The sequence below is a fragment of the Streptomyces sp. AP-93 genome (genome assembly GCF_022808175.1).
Lineage (GTDB): Bacteria > Actinomycetota > Actinomycetes > Streptomycetales > Streptomycetaceae > Streptomyces.
Genome location: NZ_JALGBX010000001.1, coordinates 526,358 through 547,460, shown reverse-complemented (window position 1 = coordinate 547,460; position 21,103 = coordinate 526,358). Strand labels below are relative to the sequence as shown.

Below are 21,103 nucleotides of genomic sequence, written 5' to 3'. Positions count from 1 at the left end.
CCGGGCGGGGAGAGAGGGGGCGGCAGCTATGAATCCTACGTGGCCCCAGTGACAGTTTCCGGGCACCGACGGGTACCTTCGTCCGTTGCAGACCCAAGGACGCCTGTCCGCTGCGCCTGATCAAAAACGCCGATCCACCGCACCACCTGGAGGCACCCGCCATGGCGGTTCCCGAAACGACCGACGAGCAGCGCGCCGAGCAGATACTCGACGTGTTCGACATCGCCTTCGGCGAGCTGATCACCGCCGACCCCGCGGCCTTCCGGGTCAAGTTCCGCAAGATGGCGGCCTCGGCCTTCGCCTTCTACCGGGGCACCGCCTGCCTCTTCTACGCCGACCTGGAGCACGAGCGGCACGGCGGCCCGTACCTGGACGAGCGCACCGGCCGGGTGTGGATCCACGGCGATCTGCACGCCGAGAACTTCGGCACCTACATGAACGCGCAGGGCCGGCTGGTCTTCAACGTCAACGACTTCGACGAGGCCTACGTCGGCCCCTTCACCTGGGACCTGAAGCGGTTCTCCGCCTCCGTCGCCCTGCTCGGCTACACCAAGGCGCTCAGCGACGACCAGATCGGCGAGCTGGTACGGATCTACGCGGCTGCCTACCGGGAGCGCATCCACGCGCTGGCCACCGGAGCCAAGAACGACGAGGTTCCGGCCTTCACTCTGGACACCGCCGACGGCCCTCTGCTGGAGGCCCTGCGCGCCGCCCGCCGCCGCACCCGTTTCTCGCTCCTCGACTCGATGACCGAGATCCGTGACTTCGAGCGCCGCTTCTCCCCCGGCCCCGGGACCATCGAGCTGGACGCGGCCACCCGGTACAAGGTGCTCGCCGCCTTCGACGGGTACCTGGAGACCCTTCCCGACGAGTCCCTGGTCCGCCCCGACTCCTACCGGGTCAAGGACGTGGTGGGCCGCCGGGGCATCGGGATCGGCTCGGCGGGCCTGCCCTCGTACAACATCCTGCTGGAGGGGCACAGCGACGCCCTGGAGAACGACGTCGTGATCTACCTCAAGCAGGCGCAGACCCCGGCCGTGTCCCGGCACGTCACCGACCGGTCGGTGCGCGAGTACTTCCGGCACGAGGGGCACCGCACCGTGATCTCGCAGCGGGCCCTGCAGGCGCACGCCGACCCGTGGCTCGGCTGGACGGAGCTGGACGGGGCCGGGCAGCTGGTCGCGGAGGTCTCCCCGTACGCCGTGGACCTGGACTGGTCGGACCTGGACGACCCGGAGGAGATCGCGGCCGTGGTCGCCGACCTGGGCCGGGCGACCGCGACCATGCACGGCGCGGCGGACGAGCAGGAGAGCGGTCAGACGCTGGTCCCGTTCTCCACCGAGCGGGCCATCGACGCGGCCATCGCCGCCGACGAGGAGGGCTTCGCGGACCTGCTGGTGGACTTCGCGCACGCCTACGGCGCCCGGGCCCGCGCCGACCACCAGATCTTCGTGGACCTCTTCCGCAACGGCCGGATCCTCCCCTAGCCGGGGACCGAGGGCCCGTCCCCACAGGGACGCATGGCACACTCGCGACGATGGACATATCAGGGGTGGGTCTCCGAGGGCTGCGGGCCGCGCTGTTCAGCGCGATCGTCGTGCTGCTCTCGACCGGCTCGCACGTCCTGATGTCCCGGGTGCCGCTGCCTCCCGCCCTGGTGGGAGGGGCCTTCGCCGCGGTCTTCGCGATCGCCTTCGCCCTGGCCGGCCGCGAGCGGGGCCTCGGTCACATCGCCGGGCTGCTCGTCCCCCTGGAACTGGCCGCCGACACCGTCCTGACCTCCGGCCAGCACCTCTGCTACGGCCCCGCGGGCGGCCCCGTCTCGGGTCCGCTGCGTGCCCTGGGGCTTGCCGACTTCTGCGGGGGCAGCCCGGTGGGCGGGGCGCTGGCCGAGGTGGGCGGGCCCGCCGATCCGGCCGCGCTGCTGGCCGCACCCGGACCGTGGGCGCCCTGGCTGCTGCTGGGGGCGCACGTATCGGTCGGACTGCTCGCCTCGCTGTGGCTGCACCGCGGGGAGCGGGCGCTCGGCCGGCTGCTGCGCGCCGCGTCCGCCTGCGCCTTCCGGCCGCTGCGGATGGCCTCGGCCCGCGCGGCGCGGGCCCTCGCTCCGGTGCGGCGCTCGGCGCGGGCCGCGCTGGCGAGCACGGTGGCCCGTACCCGCTTCCCCGTGCACTCCGTGGGACGGCGGGGACCTCCTCGTGTACCCGGCGCGTTCGCTCGCGCCTGAGGTCCGAAGACAGTCCCCTCAGTCCCCCCTTCCAGCCGGCTCCACCGCGGAGCCACCCCCCATGGAGAGAACGATGAGCGCACGCAACAGCCAGGCGAACAAGGCGGCGGCCCGCGAGAAGCTGCGCATCGAGCGCGAGCAGCAGGCCAAGAAGGCCAAGGTCCGCCGGCAGGTGTTCGTGGCGGGCGGCGTCGTGGCCGCCCTCGCCCTGGCCGGCGGCGTCGGTTACGCCGTCGTCCAGTCCGGCAAGCCGAGCGCCTGGGAGAAGGCCGCCGACGCGCCCGTGGTCGCGCCGAAGAACACCTCGGGCGAGAACGGCACGACGGTGGTCATAGGCAAGGCCGACGCCAAGAAGACCCTGGAGCTGTACGAGGACGCGCGCTGCCCGGTCTGCGCGAGCTTCGAACAGGCGGTCGGCCCGCAGCTCAAGAAGGACGTCGACGCCGGCAAGTACAAGATCCAGTTCGTCGGCGCCACCTTCCTGGACAACGGCTTCCCCGGCAGCGGCTCGAAGAACGCCCTGAGCGCGCTGGGCGCGGCCCTCAACGTCAGCCCCGAGGCGTTCCTCGAGTACAAGACGGCCCTCTACTCCGCGGCGAACCACCCGGAGGAGAAGGACGACAAGTTCGCCAAGGACGACTACCTGCTGTCGGTCGCGGACCAGGTCCCGGCGCTCAAGGGCAACGCGGAGTTCAAGAAGGCGCTCGACGACGGCACCTACGACCGGTGGGCGCTGGAGATGTCCAAGACCTTCGACAAGAGCGGTGTGAAGGGCACGCCGACGCTGAAGATGGACGGCAAGAAGATCGACCCGCTGCCGCAGTCGCCCGAGGCGTTCACGACGGCGATCGACAAGGCCATCGCCGGCTGATCCCTGCCCCTCCCCTCCCCCTCGCAGCACCCCGACGGACGGGCGAACTCCCAGAGTTCGCCCGTCCGTTGCTGTCAAGAGGCTGGCACCGATCGAGTACCCGTCGGTAATATGATCATCCGTGACCAGTCAACTCTCCCCTTCCGCCCCGGAATCGACGCTTCCGTCGACACCCCGCCGCCGTACGGTCGTCCTGGCCGCGGCGGCCACGGCGGCACTCGTCCCGATCGCCGCGCTGGGCGCCGAGGCCCACGCCGCCACGGGCACCGGCACCACCGCCGACGCCCCCTCCTTCCTGCACGGCGTCGCCTCGGGCGACCCGCTCCCCGACGGGGTCCTGCTGTGGACCCGCGTCACCCCGACCGCGGGGGCCGTACCGGGCTCCGGTGCGGGCCCGGCCGTCGCGGTGGGCTGGGAGGTCGCCGAGGACAAGGCCTTCTCCCAGGTCGTCGCGAGCGGCACCGTCACCGCGAGCGCCGCCTCGGACCACACCGTCAAGGCCGATGTACGGGGCCTGCGGCCGCAGACGGCCTACTGGTACCGGTTCACCGCCGGCGCCACCGTCTCCCCGGCCGGGCGCACCCGCACCGCCCCCGCCGCCGCGACCGCGCCCGCCGGGGTCCGCTTCGGCGTGGTCTCCTGCGCCAACTGGGAGTCCGGCTACTTCTCCGCGTACCGCCACCTGGCCGCGCGGGCCGATCTGGACGCCGTACTGCACCTGGGCGACTACATCTACGAGTACCAGAGCGGCGGTTACCCCGAGGCGAAGTACGTCGTACGGCAGCACGAGCCGCTGCACGAGATCCTCACCCTGGCCGACTACCGCACCCGCCACGGGAAGTACAAGACCGACCCGGACCTGCAGGCCCTGCACCAGGCCCACCCGGTCATAGCGATCTGGGACGACCACGAGATCGCCAACGACACCTGGTCCGGCGGAGCCGAGAACCACGACCCCGCCGCCGAGGGCTCCTTCGCGGCCCGCGCTGCCGCCGCCCGGCAGGCGTACTTCGAGTGGATGCCGGTCCGCACCTCCACCGAGGGCACCGTCTACCGCCGGCTGCAATTCGGCACCCTCGCCGACCTGCACCTGCTGGACCTGCGCACCTTCCGCTCGCAGCAGTCGGGCATCGGCAGCGGCGCGGTGGACGCCCCGGAGCGCACCCTCACCGGGCGGGCTCAGCTGGACTGGCTGAAGGCCGGGCTGGCCGGCTCGCAGGCCACCTGGAAGCTGGTGGGCACCTCGGTGATGATCTCGCCGGTCGCCTTCGGCTCGCTGCCCGCGCACCTGCTGGGGCCCCTCACCGAACTGCTCGGGCTGCCCGCGGGCGGTCTCGCGGTCAACGTGGACCAGTGGGACGGGTACACGGACGACCGCCGGGAGCTGCTGGGGCACCTGACGGACCGTTCCGTCCGCAACACCGTCTTCCTGACCGGCGACATCCACATGGCCTGGGCGAACGACGTGCCGGTGACGGCGGCCACCTACCCGTGGTCGCGGTCGGCGGGCGTGGAGTTCGTGGTGACGTCGGTGACCTCCGACAACATCGACGACCTGCTGCACGTACCGGCCGACACGGCCTCGCTGGTCGCCGAGACGGCGATCAAGGCCGCCAACCGGCACGTGAAGTGGCTGGACATGGACGCCCACGGCTACGGCGTGCTGGACGTGGCGGCCGAGCGTTCCCAGATGGACTACTACGTGGTTTCGGACAAGCGGCGCCAGGACGCCACGGCCGCCTGGGCGCGCTCGTACCGCACGCTCAACGGGACCCAGAAGGTCGAGCGGGCGGACCGGCCGGTGCGCTGACACTCCGCCAGATTTCCCGTCCGGAGGGGCGCTTGGCGTAGACCAGGCGCCCCTTTGACATCAGAAGCAACAAATCTTTTACGTAGAGCACTTGACCTGTTTATGACATGCGCACGTAAGATTCCCGCCAGCTGAGGAGATCCCTCCCGCTCAACCCCCCACTCGCGAGGAGCACACGTGCGCGCTCTTGCCCGCATATCCCCCCTTCTTCGCCGCCGCCTGATGGGTGCCGCCCTACTCACCGGCACCCTGGCCTTCACCCCGCTCGCCGCCCCCACCACGGTCGCCGCCGCCAAGACCGGCGCCGAGGTGTGCGCCGAGGAGGTCTCCGGCGCGGCGGCCAACGCCCGTGTGGCGCGCCCGAAGGACCAGCACGCGGCCGAGCCGAACGAGGTCACCGAGGCCCAGTCCAAGGCGATGGACGCCGACCTCAAGGCGAAGCTCGACAAGATCTCGAAGGAGCCGCGCAGCCTGCGCGTCGCCGAGGCGGTCACGAGCATCCCCGTGTACTTCCACGTCGTCCACTCCGGCACCACCGGAAAGCTGACGTCCACCGACATCAACAACCAGATGGCGGTCCTCAACGCGGCCTTCGGCGGCCAGGGCACCGGAAACGTCAACACCAACTACCAGTTCACCCTGGCGGCGACCGACTACACGGACAACGCGAGCTGGTACAACCTGGCTTCCGGCTCCACGGCCGAGAAGACCATGAAGACCACCCTGCGCAAGGGCGGCGCGAACGCACTGAACTTCTACACCGCGAACCTCTCGGGCGGGCTGCTCGGCTGGGCCACCTTCCCCAGCTCCTACGCCTCCCAGCCGTCGATGGACGGCGTCGTCGTCCTCGACACCTCGCTGCCCGGCGGCTCCGCCGCCAACTACAACGAGGGCGACACCGCGACCCACGAGGTCGGCCACTGGCTCGGGCTCTACCACACCTTCCAGGGCGGCTGCAACGGCAGCGGTGACTCCGTCTCGGACACCCCGGCCGAGAAGAGCGCGGCCTACCAGTGCCCGACCGGACGTGACACCTGCGCCAGCAAGGCGGGCGTCGACCCGATCCACAACTTCATGGACTACACGTACGACAACTGCATGTACCAGTTCACCGCGGGCCAGGTGACCCGCATGAACAGCATGTGGACGGCGTACCGCGCCTGACGCAGTGCCGACGTCCTGACGTCCTGACGCACACATGACGATGGGGCCCCTCCCGAGGGGCCCCATCCGCGTCCGGCTACAGCGCTTCCGCCTACAGGGAGTCGAGGAAGGCGAGGGCGACCGCCCAGGCCTGCTCGGCGGCTTCGGCGTCGTAGTCGTCCAGTCCCGGATCGGTGAACAGGTGCCCGGCCCCCGGATAGCCGTGGACCTCGACGTCCGCCCCGGCCTTGCGCATCCGCAGGTACCAGGCCGTGAGCCAGTCGTGCGGCTCGAAGGGGTCCGGGTCGGCGATGTGCAGCTGCACCGGCAGCTCGTCGACGTAGGCGCCCTCCTCCAGGTCGGCCGTCCCGTGCAGGAGCAGCAGCCCGCGCGCCTTCTCGTCGGCGAGCGCCAGGTGCTGGGCGATCGAGCCTCCGAAGGAGAAGCCGGCATAGACCAGGCCCTGGTCGGAGTAGGGGGCCGAAGCCAGTACCGCCCGCTTGAGCAGTTCGTCGCGGCCGATCTCCTCCTGGTGGGCCATGCCCTCCTCGACGGTCTCGAAGGTGCGTCCCTCGAAGAGGTCCGGCACCTGGACCTGGTGCCCGGCCGCGCGCAGCCGGTCGGCCGCCTCCCGCACGGCGGGCCGCAGCCCGTAGGTCGAATGGAAAAGCATGATGTTCATGCCCCCATCGTGCCAGTTTCGAGCGATCCCCTCCGGTTACGTTGCCTGCATGGACACGGACTCCTTCCTGCGCCCGATCGCGGCCGTCGCCGGCACCCTGGCCATCACCCTGCTCGCGGGCTGGCTGCTGGACCTGCTGCTCCGCCGCGCGGACGCCCGGCACAGCGAGACCCCGCTGTGGGGGCTGCTGCGCCGCTGCCGGCCGCCGTTCCTGGTGGTCCTGGCCGCCTCCCTGCTCCAGGCCGTGCGGCGGCGCGCGGACGGCCCCGGGCACGTGCTGACCCTGGTCCTGATCGCCGCGGCCGCGTGGCTGCTGATCCGCATCACGACGGCGATCGTGGACTCCACGTACGCCCGCTACGCCGCCGATGCCTCCGACCAGGCCAGGGTCCGCCGGGTCCGCACGCAGGTCACGCTGATCCAGCGGGTGGTCACGGCGGTGGTGATCGTGGTGGCCCTCGGTGCGATGCTCCTGACGTTCCCCGAGATGCGGACGGTCGGCACCTCGATGCTGGCCTCGGCGGGCGTACTCGGCATCGTGGCGGGCATCGCGGCGCAGGCCGCCCTCGGCAACCTCTTCGCCGGACTGCAGATCGCCTTCGGCGACACCGTCCGGATCGGCGACACGGTGGTGGTGGACAAGGAGTGGGGCACGGTCGAGGAGATCACCCTCACCTTCCTCACGGTCCGCACCTGGGACGAGCGCCGGATCACGATGCCGGTCTCGTACTTCACGAGCAAGCCGTACGAGAACTGGTCGCGCGGTGGCGCGCAGATGACGGGCACCGTGTTCTGGCACCTGGACCACAGTGCCCCGGTGGACCTGATGCGCGAGCAGCTCCAGCGGATCCTGCGGGACGTCCCGGAATGGGACGGCCGCACCGGCTCCCTGGCCGTCACCGACACCACCCCGCACACCATCCAGGTCCGCGCGGTGGTCACGGCGAAGGACGGCGACGCCGTCTGGACCGTCCGCTGCGCGGTGCGCGAACACATGATCACCTGGCTGACAGCCAACCACCCGTACGCTTTGCCTCACATCATCACGACGGAGGCGGTTCCCCCGCCCGGACCCTGACGTACACGCAGGCCGGGTAAGGGTGTTGACTCCCGCCGCACCACGTCCCCGGCCACAGGGAACGGGCTCCGCTTGACCCTTCGGCGGACGGAACCTAGGTTCGGGGAGCTGGCTTGAATGCGCTGGTCAGACGAGGGGAGACACGCATGGGACCGGAGACCGGTTCCCACCGGGGAGGGTCCGGCGCGCTGGCCGTGCTGGAGCTCCTCGCACAGGAAGCGCCGCCCGGTCTCTTCGAGACCCTGCTGCACGAGGCCCGAAGAACCGGGGCCGGAGCGGCGGAGGTCGCCGAGCTGACGCGGGCCCTGGAGCTCGCCCGGACCGTGCGCGCACACGCCGTGCTCGGCCGGCAGCGACAGGCGTCCCTGGCCGCGCTGGTGGACACCGCGCACGACCTGACCTCGCCGTACGACCTGGACGGCCTGCTCCGGGTGATCAACCGCAGGGCCCGGCGGCTGCTCTGCCTCGACATGGCCTGGGTGTCCCTCAACCGCCCCGACGGCACGGGTTACGTACGCACCTCCGAGGGCGAGACCACCACACAGAACGTCGGGCTCGAACTGGGCTCGGGCCTGGGCAGCGCAGCCCAGACCCACCGGGCTCCCCTGTGGAGCGCCGACTACCTCAACGACGACACCGTCCCGCACGGCCCCGGCATCGACACCGTGGCCCGGGCCGAGGGACTGCACGCGATCATCGCGGTGCCGCTGCGCAACGGGGACTCCACGCTGGGCGCCCTGTACGGCGCCAGCCGGGACGTACGCCGCTTCACCCCGGACGAGATCGGGCTGCTTCTCTCGCTCGCCGACCTGGCGGCCGTCGCCATCGAGAAGGCACGCCTGCTGGAGCAGACCCAGGAGGAGGTCGCCGAGCTGGAGCGGTTCGGCTCCCAGACCAACTCCACCCTGACCCGGGTCCGTTACCTGTGGGAGTGCCACGCCCGGCTGGCCGGTCTGGTGCTGGACGGGGCGAGCCTGTCGGCGCTGGCGCGGGCGACCGCGGACGCGCTGGACGGGGTCGTCCAGGTCCGGGATCCCGGTGGGCGGCCGCTGGTCTCCACCGGTGAGCTGCCGACGGAGCTCGACGAGGAGGCCTTCGCGAGGGCGGCCCTGGCGGCCCACGGACTGCGGCCCGTGGAGCTGCCCGGCGACGTGTGGCTGGCCCCGGTCCTGGCGGGCGCCGAGGAGCTCGGCGTACTGGTGCTCCACGCCTCGGCGCCGCTGACGGTCGAGGACGTACGGCTCCTGCGGATGGCCGCCCAGACCGTGGCCTCGCTGATCCTGATCCAGCGCGGTACCGCCGCGGCCGAGGGCCCGGTCCACGAGGAGCTGCTCCAGGAGCTGCTGGACCGGCCGACCCGCTCCGACCGGCACCTGCTGGAGCGCGTCCGGCGCCTGGGCATCGAGCTGGACCGCCCCCACGTGGTGGTGGTGGCCCGTCCGGAGGGCGGGGAGCTGGGCAGGGCAGTGGCCTGGGCGTCCTCGTACGCCCACCGGATGAACGGACTCAAGGGCGTGCGCCGCGGGTGCATCGTGCTCGTGGTCCCCGGCTCCGACGCCTCTGCCGCCGCCCGCCAGGTCTCGGCCGATCTGTCACCGCTCCTCGGGCACCCGGTGTCCACCGGGGCGGCCGGGCCCTCGCGCAGCGCCCGCGAGGTGGCCCAGGTGTACGCGGAGGCCGTGCGCTGCCTGGACGCCCTGACGGCACTCGACGGAGCCGGCGGAACCGCCTCGCTGAGCGAACTGGGCTTCCTGGGAATGCTGTTGTCCACCGATCATGATGTCGACGCGTTCATCGGGTCGACGATCGGCCCGGTCCTGGACTACGACGAGACCCGCTTCACGGAGCTGACCCGCACCCTGGACTCGTACTTCGAGTCGGGGGGCAGCCCCACCCGTGCGGCCGAGGCGCTGCACGTCCACGCCAACACCGTCTCGCGCCGCATGGCGCGCATCACGGAACTGCTCGGCCCGCACTGGCAGAGGCCGGACCGGGCCCTGGAGATCCAGATGGCGCTGCGGCTGCGCAAGGCCCGCGACGTCCTGCACGAACGGCGCACCGAGTCCGGGGCCGCGCATCCCGGCGCGGGACTCTAGGACCGCTGCTGCCGCGCCGCGGCGAGGCGGTGGGCGGCGTGGGCGATGGAGGCCAGGGTGACGTGCCGGTGCCAGCCGTGCAGGGAACGTCCGGCGTAGTCGCGCAGTCCCAGTTCCTGGCCGCTGCGCTGGGAGGTGAGCGCCACCCGCGTGGCCTGCTTGGTCAGCCGCAGCAGGCGGCCCACCGGCATCCGCGTCAGGTCGGTGATCCACAGCTGGGTCGGCAGCCCGTGCGGGTCGGCCCACTCGCCGACCAGTACGAGCTGGCGGCGCCGGGCCGCCGACGGGTCGGGCATCATCACGCCGACGGCGACGGCGAGGGTGCTGCGGCGCGCCGAGGAGCCGACCGGGTCGACCCACTCGACGGGCGCGCGCAGGCCCTTGAGGGACTGGAGGATGTCTCCGGCGTTCAGCGGGCCGGCGCCGTAGCCGGGCAGTGCCGGGTCGGTGACGAGCAGCCGGCTGATCGGGCTGATCCGGGCCATGACGGGGATCTTGGCCTCGGCGAAGCGGTTCATGGTCGGACGGGTGCCGATGTTGCGGACGTCGAGGACGACCGGGCGCGCGGGCATCGCGGCGGCCTTGACGGTCTCGATGACACCGCTGGCCGCGCACTCCTCGTAGGACGTGTGGTGTGTGGGTTCGGGGCTGCTGCCGGTGCTGCGCCGCACCGAGTTGGCGGCGGCCTCGACGTTGTTCTCGCCGTCCGGTACGAACAGCCGCCAGCCGACCGGCGTGGCCACCTCGGGTGAGGTGAACCAGGTGCCGAACGCCTGCTGGCCGCGGAACATCTGGCCCTGGTGGGGGTCGAAGTGGTGGCCCACTCCGACCGAGTGCTCGCCGCCCTTGGGGATCGCCATCGGCTGGGCGACCCACGCCGTCAGCGGGGTGGTGCTCTCCAGGTAGCCCGACAGTGCGGTGCGCAGGGGCTGCCAGTCCCAGGTGGAGCTGAAGATGAAGTGGTGCAGGCTCTGTTCGGCGGCGTCCCCCTCGACGTGGGCGGCGATGCTGCGGATGGACTTGCGCCCCGAGGTGGCGAGCAGGCCCCGTACGTACCGCAGGGCCTTCTCCCGCTGGTCCTTGCGGCGGAGCGAGGCGAAGACCGTGTCGCACAGGTCCTCGGTCATTTCCCGGATCGGGTCGCGTCGGATCTGGACCGCGGTGGCCCGGACCTCCTTCGGACCCACGACGGACAGTTCCCTTCGGACGATGGTGTTCATGACGGTGGTCACCACGGGCCCCCCTTGGCTGCGTCGAGTGCAGTCCCACGGTCGCCCCAAGGCCCCCGCGCGGGGGAGGTGCGCCGGCCACCTGCCTGTGGCCGGGGGTGGTGACGGGACCCCACACCCCGTGCGGCACAAGGGGTGCAGGGGTCGGCCGGGTCAGGCGTACCGGAGGTTACCCCGGTACGAACGCACGTTGCGGCGGGCTCAACGGACGCCTCCCTCGGCGAGTTCGGGGCCGGCCGCCGGCCCGTCCGTGAAGTCACGGGACCCGTGCAGCCAGGCCACCGTGTCGTACAGGTCGTCGGCGCTGTACCCGGCGAGCATCCTGTTGCGGGCCGCCGCCTCCTCGCCGGCGACGTGGTAGAGCTTCCTGCCCATCTCCTGTGCCACCAGCTGGGTCTTCGCCGTGCGGTCGCGCCGCTGCTCGTTGTACCGCTCCAGCCGCCGGACGACCTCCGGGCCGCCCGGATCCAGCGCCTCACCCAGCACGACCGCGTCCTCCAGCGCCATGCACGCGCCCTGGGCCGCGTACTGGAGCATCGGATGCGCGGCGTCGCCCATGAGCGCCACCCGGCCGTCCGTCCAGCCCGCGACCGGGTCCCGGTCGCACAGCACCCAGGTCTTCCACTCCTCACCGAGCTCCAGCAGCCGCCGGGCCACGTCGCCCAGCTCCGGGAACGCGCCCAGGACGTGGTCCCGGTCCACCGGCAGCCCGACGAGCGCCTCGCGCGCGCCGTTGTCGCGGGTGGCGGCCAGGTTGAGGAACTCGCCGCCGCCGATCGCGTAGTGCACGAAGTGCCACTTGGGTCCGGCCCACAGGGTCACGCTGTTCCAGCGCAGCTCCGCGGGCACCTTCTCCATGGGGATGACCGACCGGTAGATGGTGTGGCCGGAGACCCGCGGGTCCCCGTCTGCGATCAGCTGGCGGCGCACGGCCGACCGGATGCCGTCGGCTCCGATCAGTACGTCCCCGGTGAACCGCTGCCCGGTGTCGGTGAGCGCCGTGACCTCGTCGGCCGTCTGCTCGTACCGGATGACCGCGTGCCCGGCCCGCAGGGTGACTCCGTCCGCCGCCCGGCAGGCGTCCAGCAGCGGCTGGTAGAGGTCGCCCCGGTGGACGACCGCGTACGGGTTGCCGAACCGTTCCCGGTAGGCGCCGGTCAGCGGCATCCGCGCGATGCGCTCCCCGCTGGTGGCGTCCATGAAGGACAGCTCGTCGATGAAGACGGCCCGGTCGCGCACGGCCCGGCCCACACCGAGCCGGTCGAGGGCGTGGAAGGCGTTCGGACCCAGCTGGATTCCGGCGCCGAGCTCGGCGAATGCGGGCCGGCGCTCCAGCACGGTCACCCGGTGGCCCCGGGCCGCCAGGCTCAGCGCCGTCGCCAGTCCGCCGATGCCGCCGCCGGCGACGAGCACGTGCGTCATCCTCGTTCTCCTTCTGTGGGCGGCATCGCTCAGTTCTCCAGGGCCAGGCCGCGGCCGGCGAGCCGGTCGAGCGAGAAGACGCCCTCGGCGGTGGCTTCCACGTCGAAGGAGGAACGCTCGGTGGGCGGGTAGCCGATGAGTTCCGCGGCCCGGTTGGGCAGCGCCGCGGCGAGCGCGGCCGACTCGGCGGACTCCCACAGGAGAACCGCGCCCCAGCGGTCGGTCTCCCGGTCGGATATCCAGAACTTCAGCCGCAGACCGGCCAGTCGGCCAAACCGGTCGACCGCCTCGTCGCGCAGGAACCCGCGCAGCGAGTCGATGGTCTGCGCGGAGTCCTTCAGGTCCCACCAGACGACTACCGCTCGCACGAGCGCACCACTCCGATCAGCAGGTCGCGGGTGATCCGTACGCCGTCCTCGGTGAGCACCGACTCGGCGTGGAACTGCATCGAGGCGAAGCCCTGTCCGCGCAGGGCGTGCACCTCACCGGTCTCAGTGTCGCGGCTGACCTCGACGATGCCCGCCTGCGGGTGCTCGAACTTGTCCTCGGCCAGCCGCGCCGCGAACGTGTTGTAGAAGCCGACGCGCTCCGGCGCGCCGAAGAGGTCGATCGGCCGCTGGACTCCCTGGTTGGGCACGGTCCTGCGGACCAGGTCGAGGCCGAGCAGGGTGGAGAGGACCTGGTGGCTGAGGCAGACCGCGAGGAACGGCCGCCGCTCGTCCAGCAGCCGGGACACCTCCGCCCTGAGGTGCGCGATCTTGGGGTGCGCGGTGTCGCCCGGGTCGCCGGGACCCGGGCCCATGACGACCAGGTCGTGGGCGCCGGTGTCGTACGGTTCGTCGAAACGGCTGACCGTCACCTTCAGGCCCATGGAGGCCAGCTGGTGGCCGATCATCGAGGCGAAGGTGTCCTCGGCGTCGATGATGAGCACGCTGCGGCCGTCCAGCTCCGGCACCGGCCGGGACCGGTCGGCGGTCTTGCGCAGCCAGAATCCGGCGATGCCCTCGTTGCGCTCCTCCAGGGCGCCCCGGACGTCGGCGTGCCGGGCGAAACGGCTCGCGCCTCCCCCTTCGAGCGCGGACAGCAGTCCGGCCGCCTTCACCCGGGTCTCGGCGACCTCGCTCAGCGGGTCGGAGTGCCGTACGAGCGTCGCGCCGACGCCGATGCGCACCCGGCCGTCGGCCGCGATGTCGGCGGTGCGGATGAGGATCGCGGAGTCCATCGTGCGGCCGCCGTCGGCGTCCCGGCCGATGAGGGCCATGACGCCGCTGTAGTAGCCGCGGCCCTCCGGCTCGTACCGGCTGATCACCTTGCAGGCGCTCTCCAGCGGGCTGCCCGTGACGGTGGGGGCGAACATCGTCTCGCGCAGGAGCTCCCGTACGTCGCGGGAGGTCTGCCCCTCGATGAAGTACTCGGTGTGGGCGAGGCGCGCCATCTCCTTGAGGTACGGGCCGACGACGCGGCCGCCTCCCTCGCAGATCCGGGCCATCATCTTGAGTTCTTCGTCCACGACCATGTACAGCTCGTCGGCCTCCTTGCGGTCGGCGAGGAACGCCAGCACGCCGGGCAGGTCGGGGCCCGCGGCCGGGTAGCGGTAGGTGCCGCTGATCGGGTTCATCACGGCGGTGCCGTCGTGCAGGCTGACGTGCCGCTCGGGGCTGGCCCCGACGAAGGTGCGGTCCCCGGTGTGGACGAGGAAGGTCCAGTACGCGCCCGACTCCCGCTCCAGCAGCCGCCGGAAGAAGGAGAGCGCGCTGGTCGGGGTGTAGTGGGTGATCTCCGCGACGAACGAGCGCTTGATGACGAAGTTCGCGCCCTCGCCGTTGCCGATCTCGCGCTCGATGACCTCACGGACCTTTCCGGCGTACGCGTCGTCGTCCACGTCGAAGTGGCCGCCGGTGAGGGTGACGGGCTCGTCGGGGAGCCTGCGCAGCGCATCGGCCAGCGGGAACACCGCCTGCTCGCCGACCGCCATGGTGATCAGCGGTTCACCGTCGTCGGTACCGGCGAACCCCCGCTCGGTGATCTGCCGGTAGGGGACGACGGCCAGGGTCTCGTGCCGCGGGCCCGTGACCGAGCCCTCCGGGACGGGGACGTCGGCGAGGGTGTCCACGTTCGACACCTCGCCGAGCAGCACCTCCAGGAGCTCCTGACCGGTCGTCTCGGGCCGGTGCAGCAGGGCGTACGCCGGCGCGCGGCCGGTCAGCACCCGGTTCAGCAGGTCCGGGGTCACCGGGCACCGCCCGTCGTGGTGAGCTCGGCGAGCACGGACTTGGTGGTCTTGACGGACCCGGCGCGCTGGGCGACGTAGTCCAGGGCGAGCCGGTGCTGCGCCTCGGAGAAATCGGCCACGGCGTCCGCGACGAGGAAGGTCTGGATGTCGTTGGTGAAGGCCTCGACGGCCGTCGCCATCACGCCCACGTGGGCGTACACACCACAGACGACGAGCTGGTCGCGGCCCTCGAAGCGCATGCGCTCCAGCAGGTCCGACTTGAAGAAGGCGCTGTAGCGCCACTTGGTGAACACCCAGTCGCAGGGCCCCGGTTCGATGGGGTCGACCACCCGGCGGTCCTCGGGGGACACCTTCATGCCGGCGCCCCAGAAGTCCTTGAGCAGACCGCGCTCCTGCTCCGACATGCCACCGGGCTGCGCGGTGTACGCGACCGGGAGGCCGAGGGCGGCGCACTGTTCGCGCAGCAGCGTCGCGTTGCGCACCAGGTCGTTGACGGGGGACTCGCCCTCGGGGAAGGGGCGCAGGAAGTAGCGCTGCATGTCGTGGATCAGCAGCACGGCCCGGCCGGGGTCGACCGTCCAGTCGGCGGTGTTGACGGGGAGGTCGCCCTCGGAGGGCATGGGGTACGGGTCGATGGGCGGAATTCCCGCCATGATCGGCCTTCCTCTCGCTCGGGTGTGGGCTCGGGTGGGTTCGGGTGGGCTCGGCGGCGGTTCAGACGCCGAGTGCGGCGCCGCCGTCGACGGTGAGGTCGTGCAGGGTGATGTGCGAGGCCTGGTCGGAGAGCAGGAACGCCACCGCCTGGGCCACATCGCGGGGGCGGGCCAGCTTGCCGAGGGGGATGCCCACCCGGAACTCGTCCGCGATGCCGTCGATCGAGCCCCGCTCTCCGCTGCCGTCCGCGCCGCCGTCCGTCCAGAGGGAGGTGAGCATCGGGGTGGCGGTGGATCCGGGGGCCACGACGTTGCACCGGATTCCGTACCTGGCCACTTCCAGGCCCAGGCACTTGGTGAACATGGCCGTCGCCGCCTTGGACGCCGCGTAGGCGGCCATCCCGGTCCGGGGGGTGCCGGCGGCGTTCGAGGCGACGGTGACCACCGCTCCCGACCGGCGCGCCACCATCCGGCCGACCACGGCGCGCGAGACGAAGAAAACGCCGGTGGCATTGACCGCGAAGGTGGCCGCCCAGTCGTCGTCGGACAGGGACACCGCCTGGCCCACGCGCAGCACGCCGGCGGAGTTGACCAGGTACTCCACCGGCCCAAGGACCCGCTCGACGGTGTCGACCAGGCTGTCCACCTGAGCCGAGACGGTCACGTCGCAGGTGAACCCCTCGACGTGAAGTCCCTCGGCACGCAGCTTGGCGACGGTGTCGCCGAGCGTCCCGGCGTGCCGGTCCACGGCCGCGACGCTCAGGCCGCGCTCCGCCAGGGTGCGGACGACCTCCTCGCCGATGCCGCCGGCCGCACCGGTGACCAGGGCGATCCCGCCGTCCGTCGTTGTCTCTCCGTACGTCACTGTTCCCGTCCCCTTCAGCCGAGCCAGGCAGCGGCCACCGCGACGGCCTGTCGCGGGTTGAGGCGCGGGTCGCAGAAGCTCGTGTACTTGTTGCCGACCTCGTGCAGCCGGTCCTGGTCGGCCACGCACTCGGTGACCGCCTCGGGCGTGGTCTCCAGGTGGATGCCGCCGGCGACACCGCCCGCCTCGGTGACGGCGCGGTGGAACTCCCGGACCTCGCGCACCACGGTCTTCACGAGGCGCGTCTTGAGGCCCTCGGGGCCGCTGACGGTGTTGCCGTGCATCGGGTCGGTCAGCCAGATGACCGGGTGGCCTGCCTCGCGGACCGCCGCGACCAGCGGGGGGAGCTTCTCGCCGACCGTGTCGGCGCCCATGCGCGCGATCAGGGTCAGGCGGCCGGGCGTCTTGTCCGGGTCGAGCTTGAGGCAGAGGGCGAGCAGGTCGTCGGTGGTCATGCCGGGGCCGACCTTGCAGGCCACCGGGTTCGACACCGAGGCCAGCAGCGCGACGTGCGCGCCTTCGGCCTGGCGGGTGCGCTCGCCGATCCACGGCCAGTGGGCCGAGGCGAGCAGGACCCGGCCGTCGGCCTGCGTCCGCATCATGGGCAGTTCGTAGTCGAGCAGCAGCGCCTCGTGGCTGGTCCACACGGTGGTGTCGGGGCGCGGGCTGCGCTCGTCCCGGTGCCAGCCGAGGCCTTCGATGACGCCGCGCGCCGCTTCGTAACCCGTCAGCATGCGGGTGGGGTCGGGCTTGCGCAGTTCCGGATCGGGTTCGGGGGCGTTGACCATGTGGCCCCGGTAGACGGGGAGTTCGACGCCGCCGACGGTCTCGGTGGCCTTGGAGCGCGGCTTGCCGTACTGGCCCGCTATCCGGCCCACCCGGATCACCGGCTTGTGCGAGATCATCTTCATCGTGCCCGCCAGCACTTCCAGCAGGCCGGCCTTGCGGGCCACGCTGTCCGCGGACGAGTCCGCCCAGTCCTCGGCGCAGTCGCCGGACTGGATGATCTGGACGCGGCCCTCCGCGGCCTCGGCGAGCAGGGCGCGCAGTCCGTCGACGTCGTCGGCGTCGACGAGCGGGGGCAGGGAAGCCAGTTCCTCCCGCACCCGCCCGAGCTCTGCGTGTCCTGCCCAGTCCGGCTGCTGCGCGGCGGGCAAAGAGCGGAGGAATTCGTGGACACCGTTCACCTGGTACCTCCTGGGGTGAAGTGATGCCGCCCCCGATCTGGTTCAGGAAAGCGGCCGCCGCCGACTCTGTCCGAAAGCGTCGGAGAGGTTCAAAGACGATCGCGGGACTATGTCAGTTGGCGAAGGACATCCGTTCGGACATGACTTACTGTCGCGTTCGCGGTTGTCCCGGTCTGCCACCCGTCGGACACTCTGCTGGGCATTCCTGGACAGGACGGAGTGTCCCGACAAAAACAGAGGACGGAGCGGCACCTTGAGTTTCGAGGAACAGTGGTCGCGCAAGATCGTGCACGTACCCCCGGGCGAGGGTCCGAGCCGTTGGGCATTCGGCGACAAGTACACGATCAAATCGGGCGAGCACAACACCGGAAAACACTTCTTCATGATGGAAGCCCTGGTCCCACCGGGTGGTGGCCCGCCGCCACACATCCACCACCACGAGGAGGAGGCGTTCTACGTCCTCGAGGGAAAGGTGGACATGTTCGACGGAACCGAGCAGCTGAAACTGAAGTCCGGCTCATTCATCCACGTGCCGCGCGGCAGTGTGCATTCGTTCAAGAACGTCAGTGACGAGCCCTCGAAACTTCTCATTATGTTCATGCCCGGGGGCAAGGACGGATTCTTTCTCGGCGCCGGTATATCGGCGGACGACAATGCACCGATGCCACCGGCCGGCCAATACGAGCTGGACGTGGAGCGGGCACTCAGAGTGGCCGCGGAGTACGGCGACGAATACCTCTCGTAAATTTCATGTGAACGCCTTCGCCGAAGGCGGCATCCTCTTCACGAACTCTTGACGCTGGAGCCACTCATGCCCGGATCAAACGGATTGATTGACGTTCACCACCACGCGATTCCGCCCGTCTACGCCGAGGCGCTCGGCGGGAAGACGGCCATCCCCGGTGTGGACTACCCGACCTGGACGCCCGAGGAGAGCCTCGAGGTCATGGACCGGCACGGCATCGACGCGGCCGTGCTGTCCATCACCGCGCCGGGCGTGACCTTCCTGGAAGGCGACGCGAGCCGCAAGCTCGCCCGTCAGGTCAACGAGTACTTCGCCGAGCTGATCCGCCGGCACCCCGGCCGCTTCGGCGCCTTCGCGGTCCTGCCGCTGCCCGACGTGGCCGCGGCGCGGCAGGAACTGGCCTACGCCGTCGACGAGCTGGGACTCGACGGTGTCGGACTGCTCACCAGCTACGAGGGCCGCTACCTCGGCGACCCCGGGTTCGAGCCGCTCCTCGCCGAGCTGGCCGAGCGCGGCCTGCCGGTCCACGTGCACCCGATGACCCCGCCGTCGAAGGACCTCGCCACCTTCGATCTGCCGCCGTCGCTCTACGAGTTCACCTTCGAGACCACCCGCACGGTCGCCAGCCTGCTGTTCAGCCGGACCCTCGACCGGCTGCCCGGGCTGCGGCTGATCCTGTCCCACGCGGGCGGCACCCTGCCGTTCCTGGCCCAGCGGATGACGTACGGACCGACCATCGGCGCCTACCTCAAGGACCGCGCGCCCGAGGACCTCATCGGTTCGCTCGGACGCCTGCACTACGACATCGCGATGTCCGCCACCGAGTACGCCCTTCCGGCGCTCACCAAGCTCGCGGGCACCGGGAACATCCTGTTCGGCAGCGACTTCCCCTTCATGCCCGCCGCTCACACCACGGAGAACACCGAGGGCTTCCACGCCTTCCCGGGGTGGTCCGGCGAGGAGCGCGCGGCCATCGGCCGGACCAACGCGCTGGGCCTCCTGCCCCGCCTGTCCGAGCGGATCGACAAGGCCTCCTGACGCCTCAGGGCGCAGCGGGACCACCCACACTCCACGAAAGGTTCGCCAACAGCAATGACAGACGTATCGAACGGCAAGTGGAGCCGCAGGCGGCTGCTGGGCAACGCGGCGGCGGTCGTCGGCGCGAGCGCGGCGATCACCGCGGGCGGAGCCCTCACCGCGCGGGCCGCCGAATCCGCGACGGGTCCCGCCGCCGGACCGGCCGCCGGACCGGCCGCGGAGTTCCCCGCGGCGAAGGTCACCGCGACCGACCCGCGCTACCAGGACCTCGTGCACGGCATGAACCAGCGCTGGACCGGCCGTCCCGAGAGCGTGCGCGTGGTGGACTCCACCGCTCAGGTCCTCGCGGTCGTCCAGGAGGCCGCGAGGGCCAAGAAGAAGCTCACCGTGCGCAGTGGCGGCCACTGTTACGAGGACTTCGTCTTCAACGCGGACACGCAGATCGTCCTCGACATGTCCGAGATGACCTCCGTCTACTGGGACCCCGCGTACAAGGCCTTCGCCGTGGAGGCGGGCGCCACCCTGCTGGACGTCTACGAGCGGCTGTTCAAGGTCTGGGACGTGACCGTCCCCGGCGGCATGTGCTACTCCGTGGGCGCCGGCGGCCACGTCAGCGGTGGCGGCTGGGGCATGCTCGCCCGCGAGCACGGCCTGATCGTCGACCACCTGTACGCGGTCGAGGTCGTGACCGTGGACGCGGCGGGCACCGCCCGCACCGTCCTCGCGACCCGCGAGGCGACCGACCCCCACCGTGACCTGTGGTGGGCGCACACGGGAGCGGGCGGCGGCAACTACGGCGTCATCACCCGCTACTGGTTCCGGTCGCCGAAGGCCACGGGCACGGCGCCGGAGCAGTCGCTCATCAAGCCGCCGGCCGAGGTCTTCATCAGCGCCGTCTCCTGGAAGTGGGACCAGGTCACCGAGGCGGCCTTCACCCGCCTCACCCGCAACTTCGGCGCCTGGCACGTCGCCAACGGGGCGCCCGGCGGGAAGTACGGAAGCCTGATGAGCTTCCTGAAGCTGAACCACAAGTCCAATGGTGAGATAGGCCTGCTCACCCAGATGGACGCGACCGTACCGAACGCGCGGCAGCTCCTGGAGGACTTCCTCGCGGCGGTCACCGAAGGCGTCGACATCCCGCACGGCCCGGTCACCAAGGCCATGGGCGAGCACGGCCCGATGCCGGAGTACTTCACCCCGCAGCGCATGGGCTGGCTGCAGGCCACCCGTTACCTGGGCACCACCAACAGCACCCTGGTGGACCCGACGCTGCGCGGCGACTACAAGTCGGCCTTCCACAAGAAGAACGTGACCGACGCGCAGATCGGCGCCTTCTGGAAGCACCTCAACCGCACCGACCTGGACAATCCCGGCGCGATGGTGCTGCTCAGCTCCTACGGCGGCAACGTGAACGCCGTCAGCCCCGGCGCCACGGCCACCGTGCACCGGGACTCGGTCTTCAAGCTGCTCTTCCAGAGCTACTGGCCGTCCGCGTCCGACGACGCGGTCAACATCTCCTGGCTGCGCGATCTGTACGAGGAGACCTACGCGACGACCGGCGGTGTCCCCGTGCTGGACGACGTCACCGACGGCTGCTACATCAACTACTGCGACATCGACCTGAACGATCCGGCCCACAACACGTCGGGAGTGCCCTGGTACACGCTGTACTACGGGTCCAACTACCCGCGCCTGCAGCAGATCAAGGCCACGTACGACCCGGCGGACCGCTTCAGCCACGGGCAGTCCATCCGGCTCCCGTAGGACGAGGGGCACGACGGCGGGCCCGCCCGGCACATCGCGTGCCGGGCGGGCCCTTCGCGT

General features: G+C 71.2%; 18 protein-coding genes. 10 read left to right on the top strand and 8 right to left on the bottom strand.

Annotated elements, in window-relative coordinates; translation table 11 throughout:
• Positions 1–161: 161 nt before the first annotated feature.
• The 5 genes from MTF69_RS02570 (at position 162) to MTF69_RS02550 (ending at position 6,072) form a co-directional block, all read left to right on the top strand.
• Positions 162–1,487: a DUF2252 domain-containing protein gene (locus MTF69_RS02570; protein ID WP_243330249.1), complete on the top strand. Its 1,326-nt coding sequence runs from the start codon at positions 162–164 to the stop codon at positions 1,485–1,487.
• Positions 1,488–1,537: 50 nt separating this feature from the next.
• Positions 1,538–2,227 carry a hypothetical protein gene (locus MTF69_RS02565; protein ID WP_243330247.1) on the top strand — a complete coding sequence of 230 codons (690 nt, stop codon included), beginning with the start codon at positions 1,538–1,540 and terminating at the stop codon, positions 2,225–2,227.
• A gap of 73 nt (positions 2,228–2,300) precedes the next feature.
• Positions 2,301–3,098: a DsbA family protein gene (locus MTF69_RS02560; RefSeq protein ID WP_243330245.1), complete on the top strand. Its 798-nt coding sequence runs from the start codon at positions 2,301–2,303 to the stop codon at positions 3,096–3,098.
• Between the two features lie 121 nt (positions 3,099–3,219).
• Positions 3,220–4,908, top strand: a complete 1,689-nt coding sequence (locus MTF69_RS02555; protein WP_243330244.1) for an alkaline phosphatase — start codon at positions 3,220–3,222, stop codon at positions 4,906–4,908.
• Between the two features lie 222 nt (positions 4,909–5,130).
• Positions 5,131–6,072 (top strand): zinc metalloprotease, encoded by a 942-nt coding sequence (locus MTF69_RS02550; RefSeq protein WP_243330455.1) that lies wholly within the window; start codon positions 5,131–5,133, stop codon positions 6,070–6,072.
• A gap of 91 nt (positions 6,073–6,163) precedes the next feature.
• On the opposite strand, the gene MTF69_RS02545 is transcribed toward MTF69_RS02550, so the two are convergent.
• Positions 6,164–6,733: a dienelactone hydrolase family protein gene (locus MTF69_RS02545; protein WP_243330242.1), complete on the bottom strand. Its 570-nt coding sequence runs from the start codon at positions 6,731–6,733 to the stop codon at positions 6,164–6,166.
• A 49-nt stretch (positions 6,734–6,782) separates the two neighbouring features.
• Here MTF69_RS02545 and MTF69_RS02540 point away from each other — a divergent pair, with 49 nt between their 5' ends.
• Both MTF69_RS02540 and MTF69_RS02535 read left to right on the top strand, forming a co-directional pair.
• The gene (locus MTF69_RS02540; protein ID WP_243330240.1) at positions 6,783–7,811 is read left to right on the top strand and encodes a mechanosensitive ion channel family protein; all 1,029 of its coding nucleotides are present in this window, start codon (positions 6,783–6,785) and stop codon (positions 7,809–7,811) included.
• A 146-nt stretch (positions 7,812–7,957) separates the two neighbouring features.
• A complete protein-coding gene (locus MTF69_RS02535) occupies positions 7,958–9,907 on the top strand; it encodes a GAF domain-containing protein (RefSeq protein WP_243330237.1) in 1,950 nt (649 codons plus the stop codon).
• Here MTF69_RS02535 and MTF69_RS02530 read toward each other — a convergent pair.
• The 7 genes from MTF69_RS02530 to MTF69_RS02500 all read right to left on the bottom strand — a co-directional run bounded on the left by MTF69_RS02530 (position 9,904) and on the right by MTF69_RS02500 (position 17,496).
• On the bottom strand, positions 9,904–11,142 hold the full coding sequence (locus MTF69_RS02530) for a transposase (protein WP_243330236.1): 1,239 nt from the start codon (positions 11,140–11,142) through the stop codon (positions 9,904–9,906). The two genes, MTF69_RS02535 and MTF69_RS02530, sit on opposite strands and share 4 nt — an antisense overlap.
• 195 nt (positions 11,143–11,337) lie before the next feature.
• Positions 11,338–12,558 carry a 3-hydroxybenzoate 6-monooxygenase gene (locus MTF69_RS02525; RefSeq protein WP_243330234.1) on the bottom strand — a complete coding sequence of 407 codons (1,221 nt, stop codon included), beginning with the start codon at positions 12,556–12,558 and terminating at the stop codon, positions 11,338–11,340.
• Between the two features lie 29 nt (positions 12,559–12,587).
• Positions 12,588–12,926, bottom strand: a complete 339-nt coding sequence (locus MTF69_RS02520) for a hypothetical protein (RefSeq protein ID WP_243330233.1) — start codon at positions 12,924–12,926, stop codon at positions 12,588–12,590.
• On the bottom strand, positions 12,914–14,791 hold the full coding sequence (locus tag MTF69_RS02515) for an anthranilate synthase family protein (RefSeq protein WP_243330231.1): 1,878 nt from the start codon (positions 14,789–14,791) through the stop codon (positions 12,914–12,916). Before MTF69_RS02515 ends, MTF69_RS02520 begins: the two co-directional genes overlap by 13 nt.
• Complete coding sequence (locus tag MTF69_RS02510; protein ID WP_243330229.1) at positions 14,788–15,444, bottom strand: isochorismatase family protein; 657 nt, start codon at positions 15,442–15,444, stop codon at positions 14,788–14,790. Before MTF69_RS02510 ends, MTF69_RS02515 begins: the two co-directional genes overlap by 4 nt.
• A gap of 61 nt (positions 15,445–15,505) precedes the next feature.
• A complete protein-coding gene (locus MTF69_RS02505) occupies positions 15,506–16,309 on the bottom strand; it encodes a 2,3-dihydro-2,3-dihydroxybenzoate dehydrogenase (protein ID WP_243330227.1) in 804 nt (267 codons plus the stop codon).
• 14 nt (positions 16,310–16,323) lie between these two features.
• Positions 16,324–17,496, bottom strand: a complete 1,173-nt coding sequence (locus MTF69_RS02500) for a 3-deoxy-7-phosphoheptulonate synthase (protein ID WP_243330226.1) — start codon at positions 17,494–17,496, stop codon at positions 16,324–16,326.
• A gap of 253 nt (positions 17,497–17,749) precedes the next feature.
• Here MTF69_RS02500 and MTF69_RS02495 point away from each other — a divergent pair, with 253 nt between their 5' ends.
• The 3 genes from MTF69_RS02495 (at position 17,750) to MTF69_RS02485 (ending at position 21,043) form a co-directional block, all read left to right on the top strand.
• The gene (locus MTF69_RS02495) at positions 17,750–18,241 is read left to right on the top strand and encodes a cupin domain-containing protein (RefSeq protein ID WP_243330224.1); all 492 of its coding nucleotides are present in this window, start codon (positions 17,750–17,752) and stop codon (positions 18,239–18,241) included.
• Between the two features lie 84 nt (positions 18,242–18,325).
• Positions 18,326–19,279 (top strand): amidohydrolase family protein, encoded by a 954-nt coding sequence (locus MTF69_RS02490; RefSeq protein ID WP_243330221.1) that lies wholly within the window; start codon positions 18,326–18,328, stop codon positions 19,277–19,279.
• 54 nt (positions 19,280–19,333) lie between these two features.
• Positions 19,334–21,043 carry an FAD-binding oxidoreductase gene (locus MTF69_RS02485; protein ID WP_243330219.1) on the top strand — a complete coding sequence of 570 codons (1,710 nt, stop codon included), beginning with the start codon at positions 19,334–19,336 and terminating at the stop codon, positions 21,041–21,043.
• Positions 21,044–21,103: the final 60 nt, after the last annotated feature.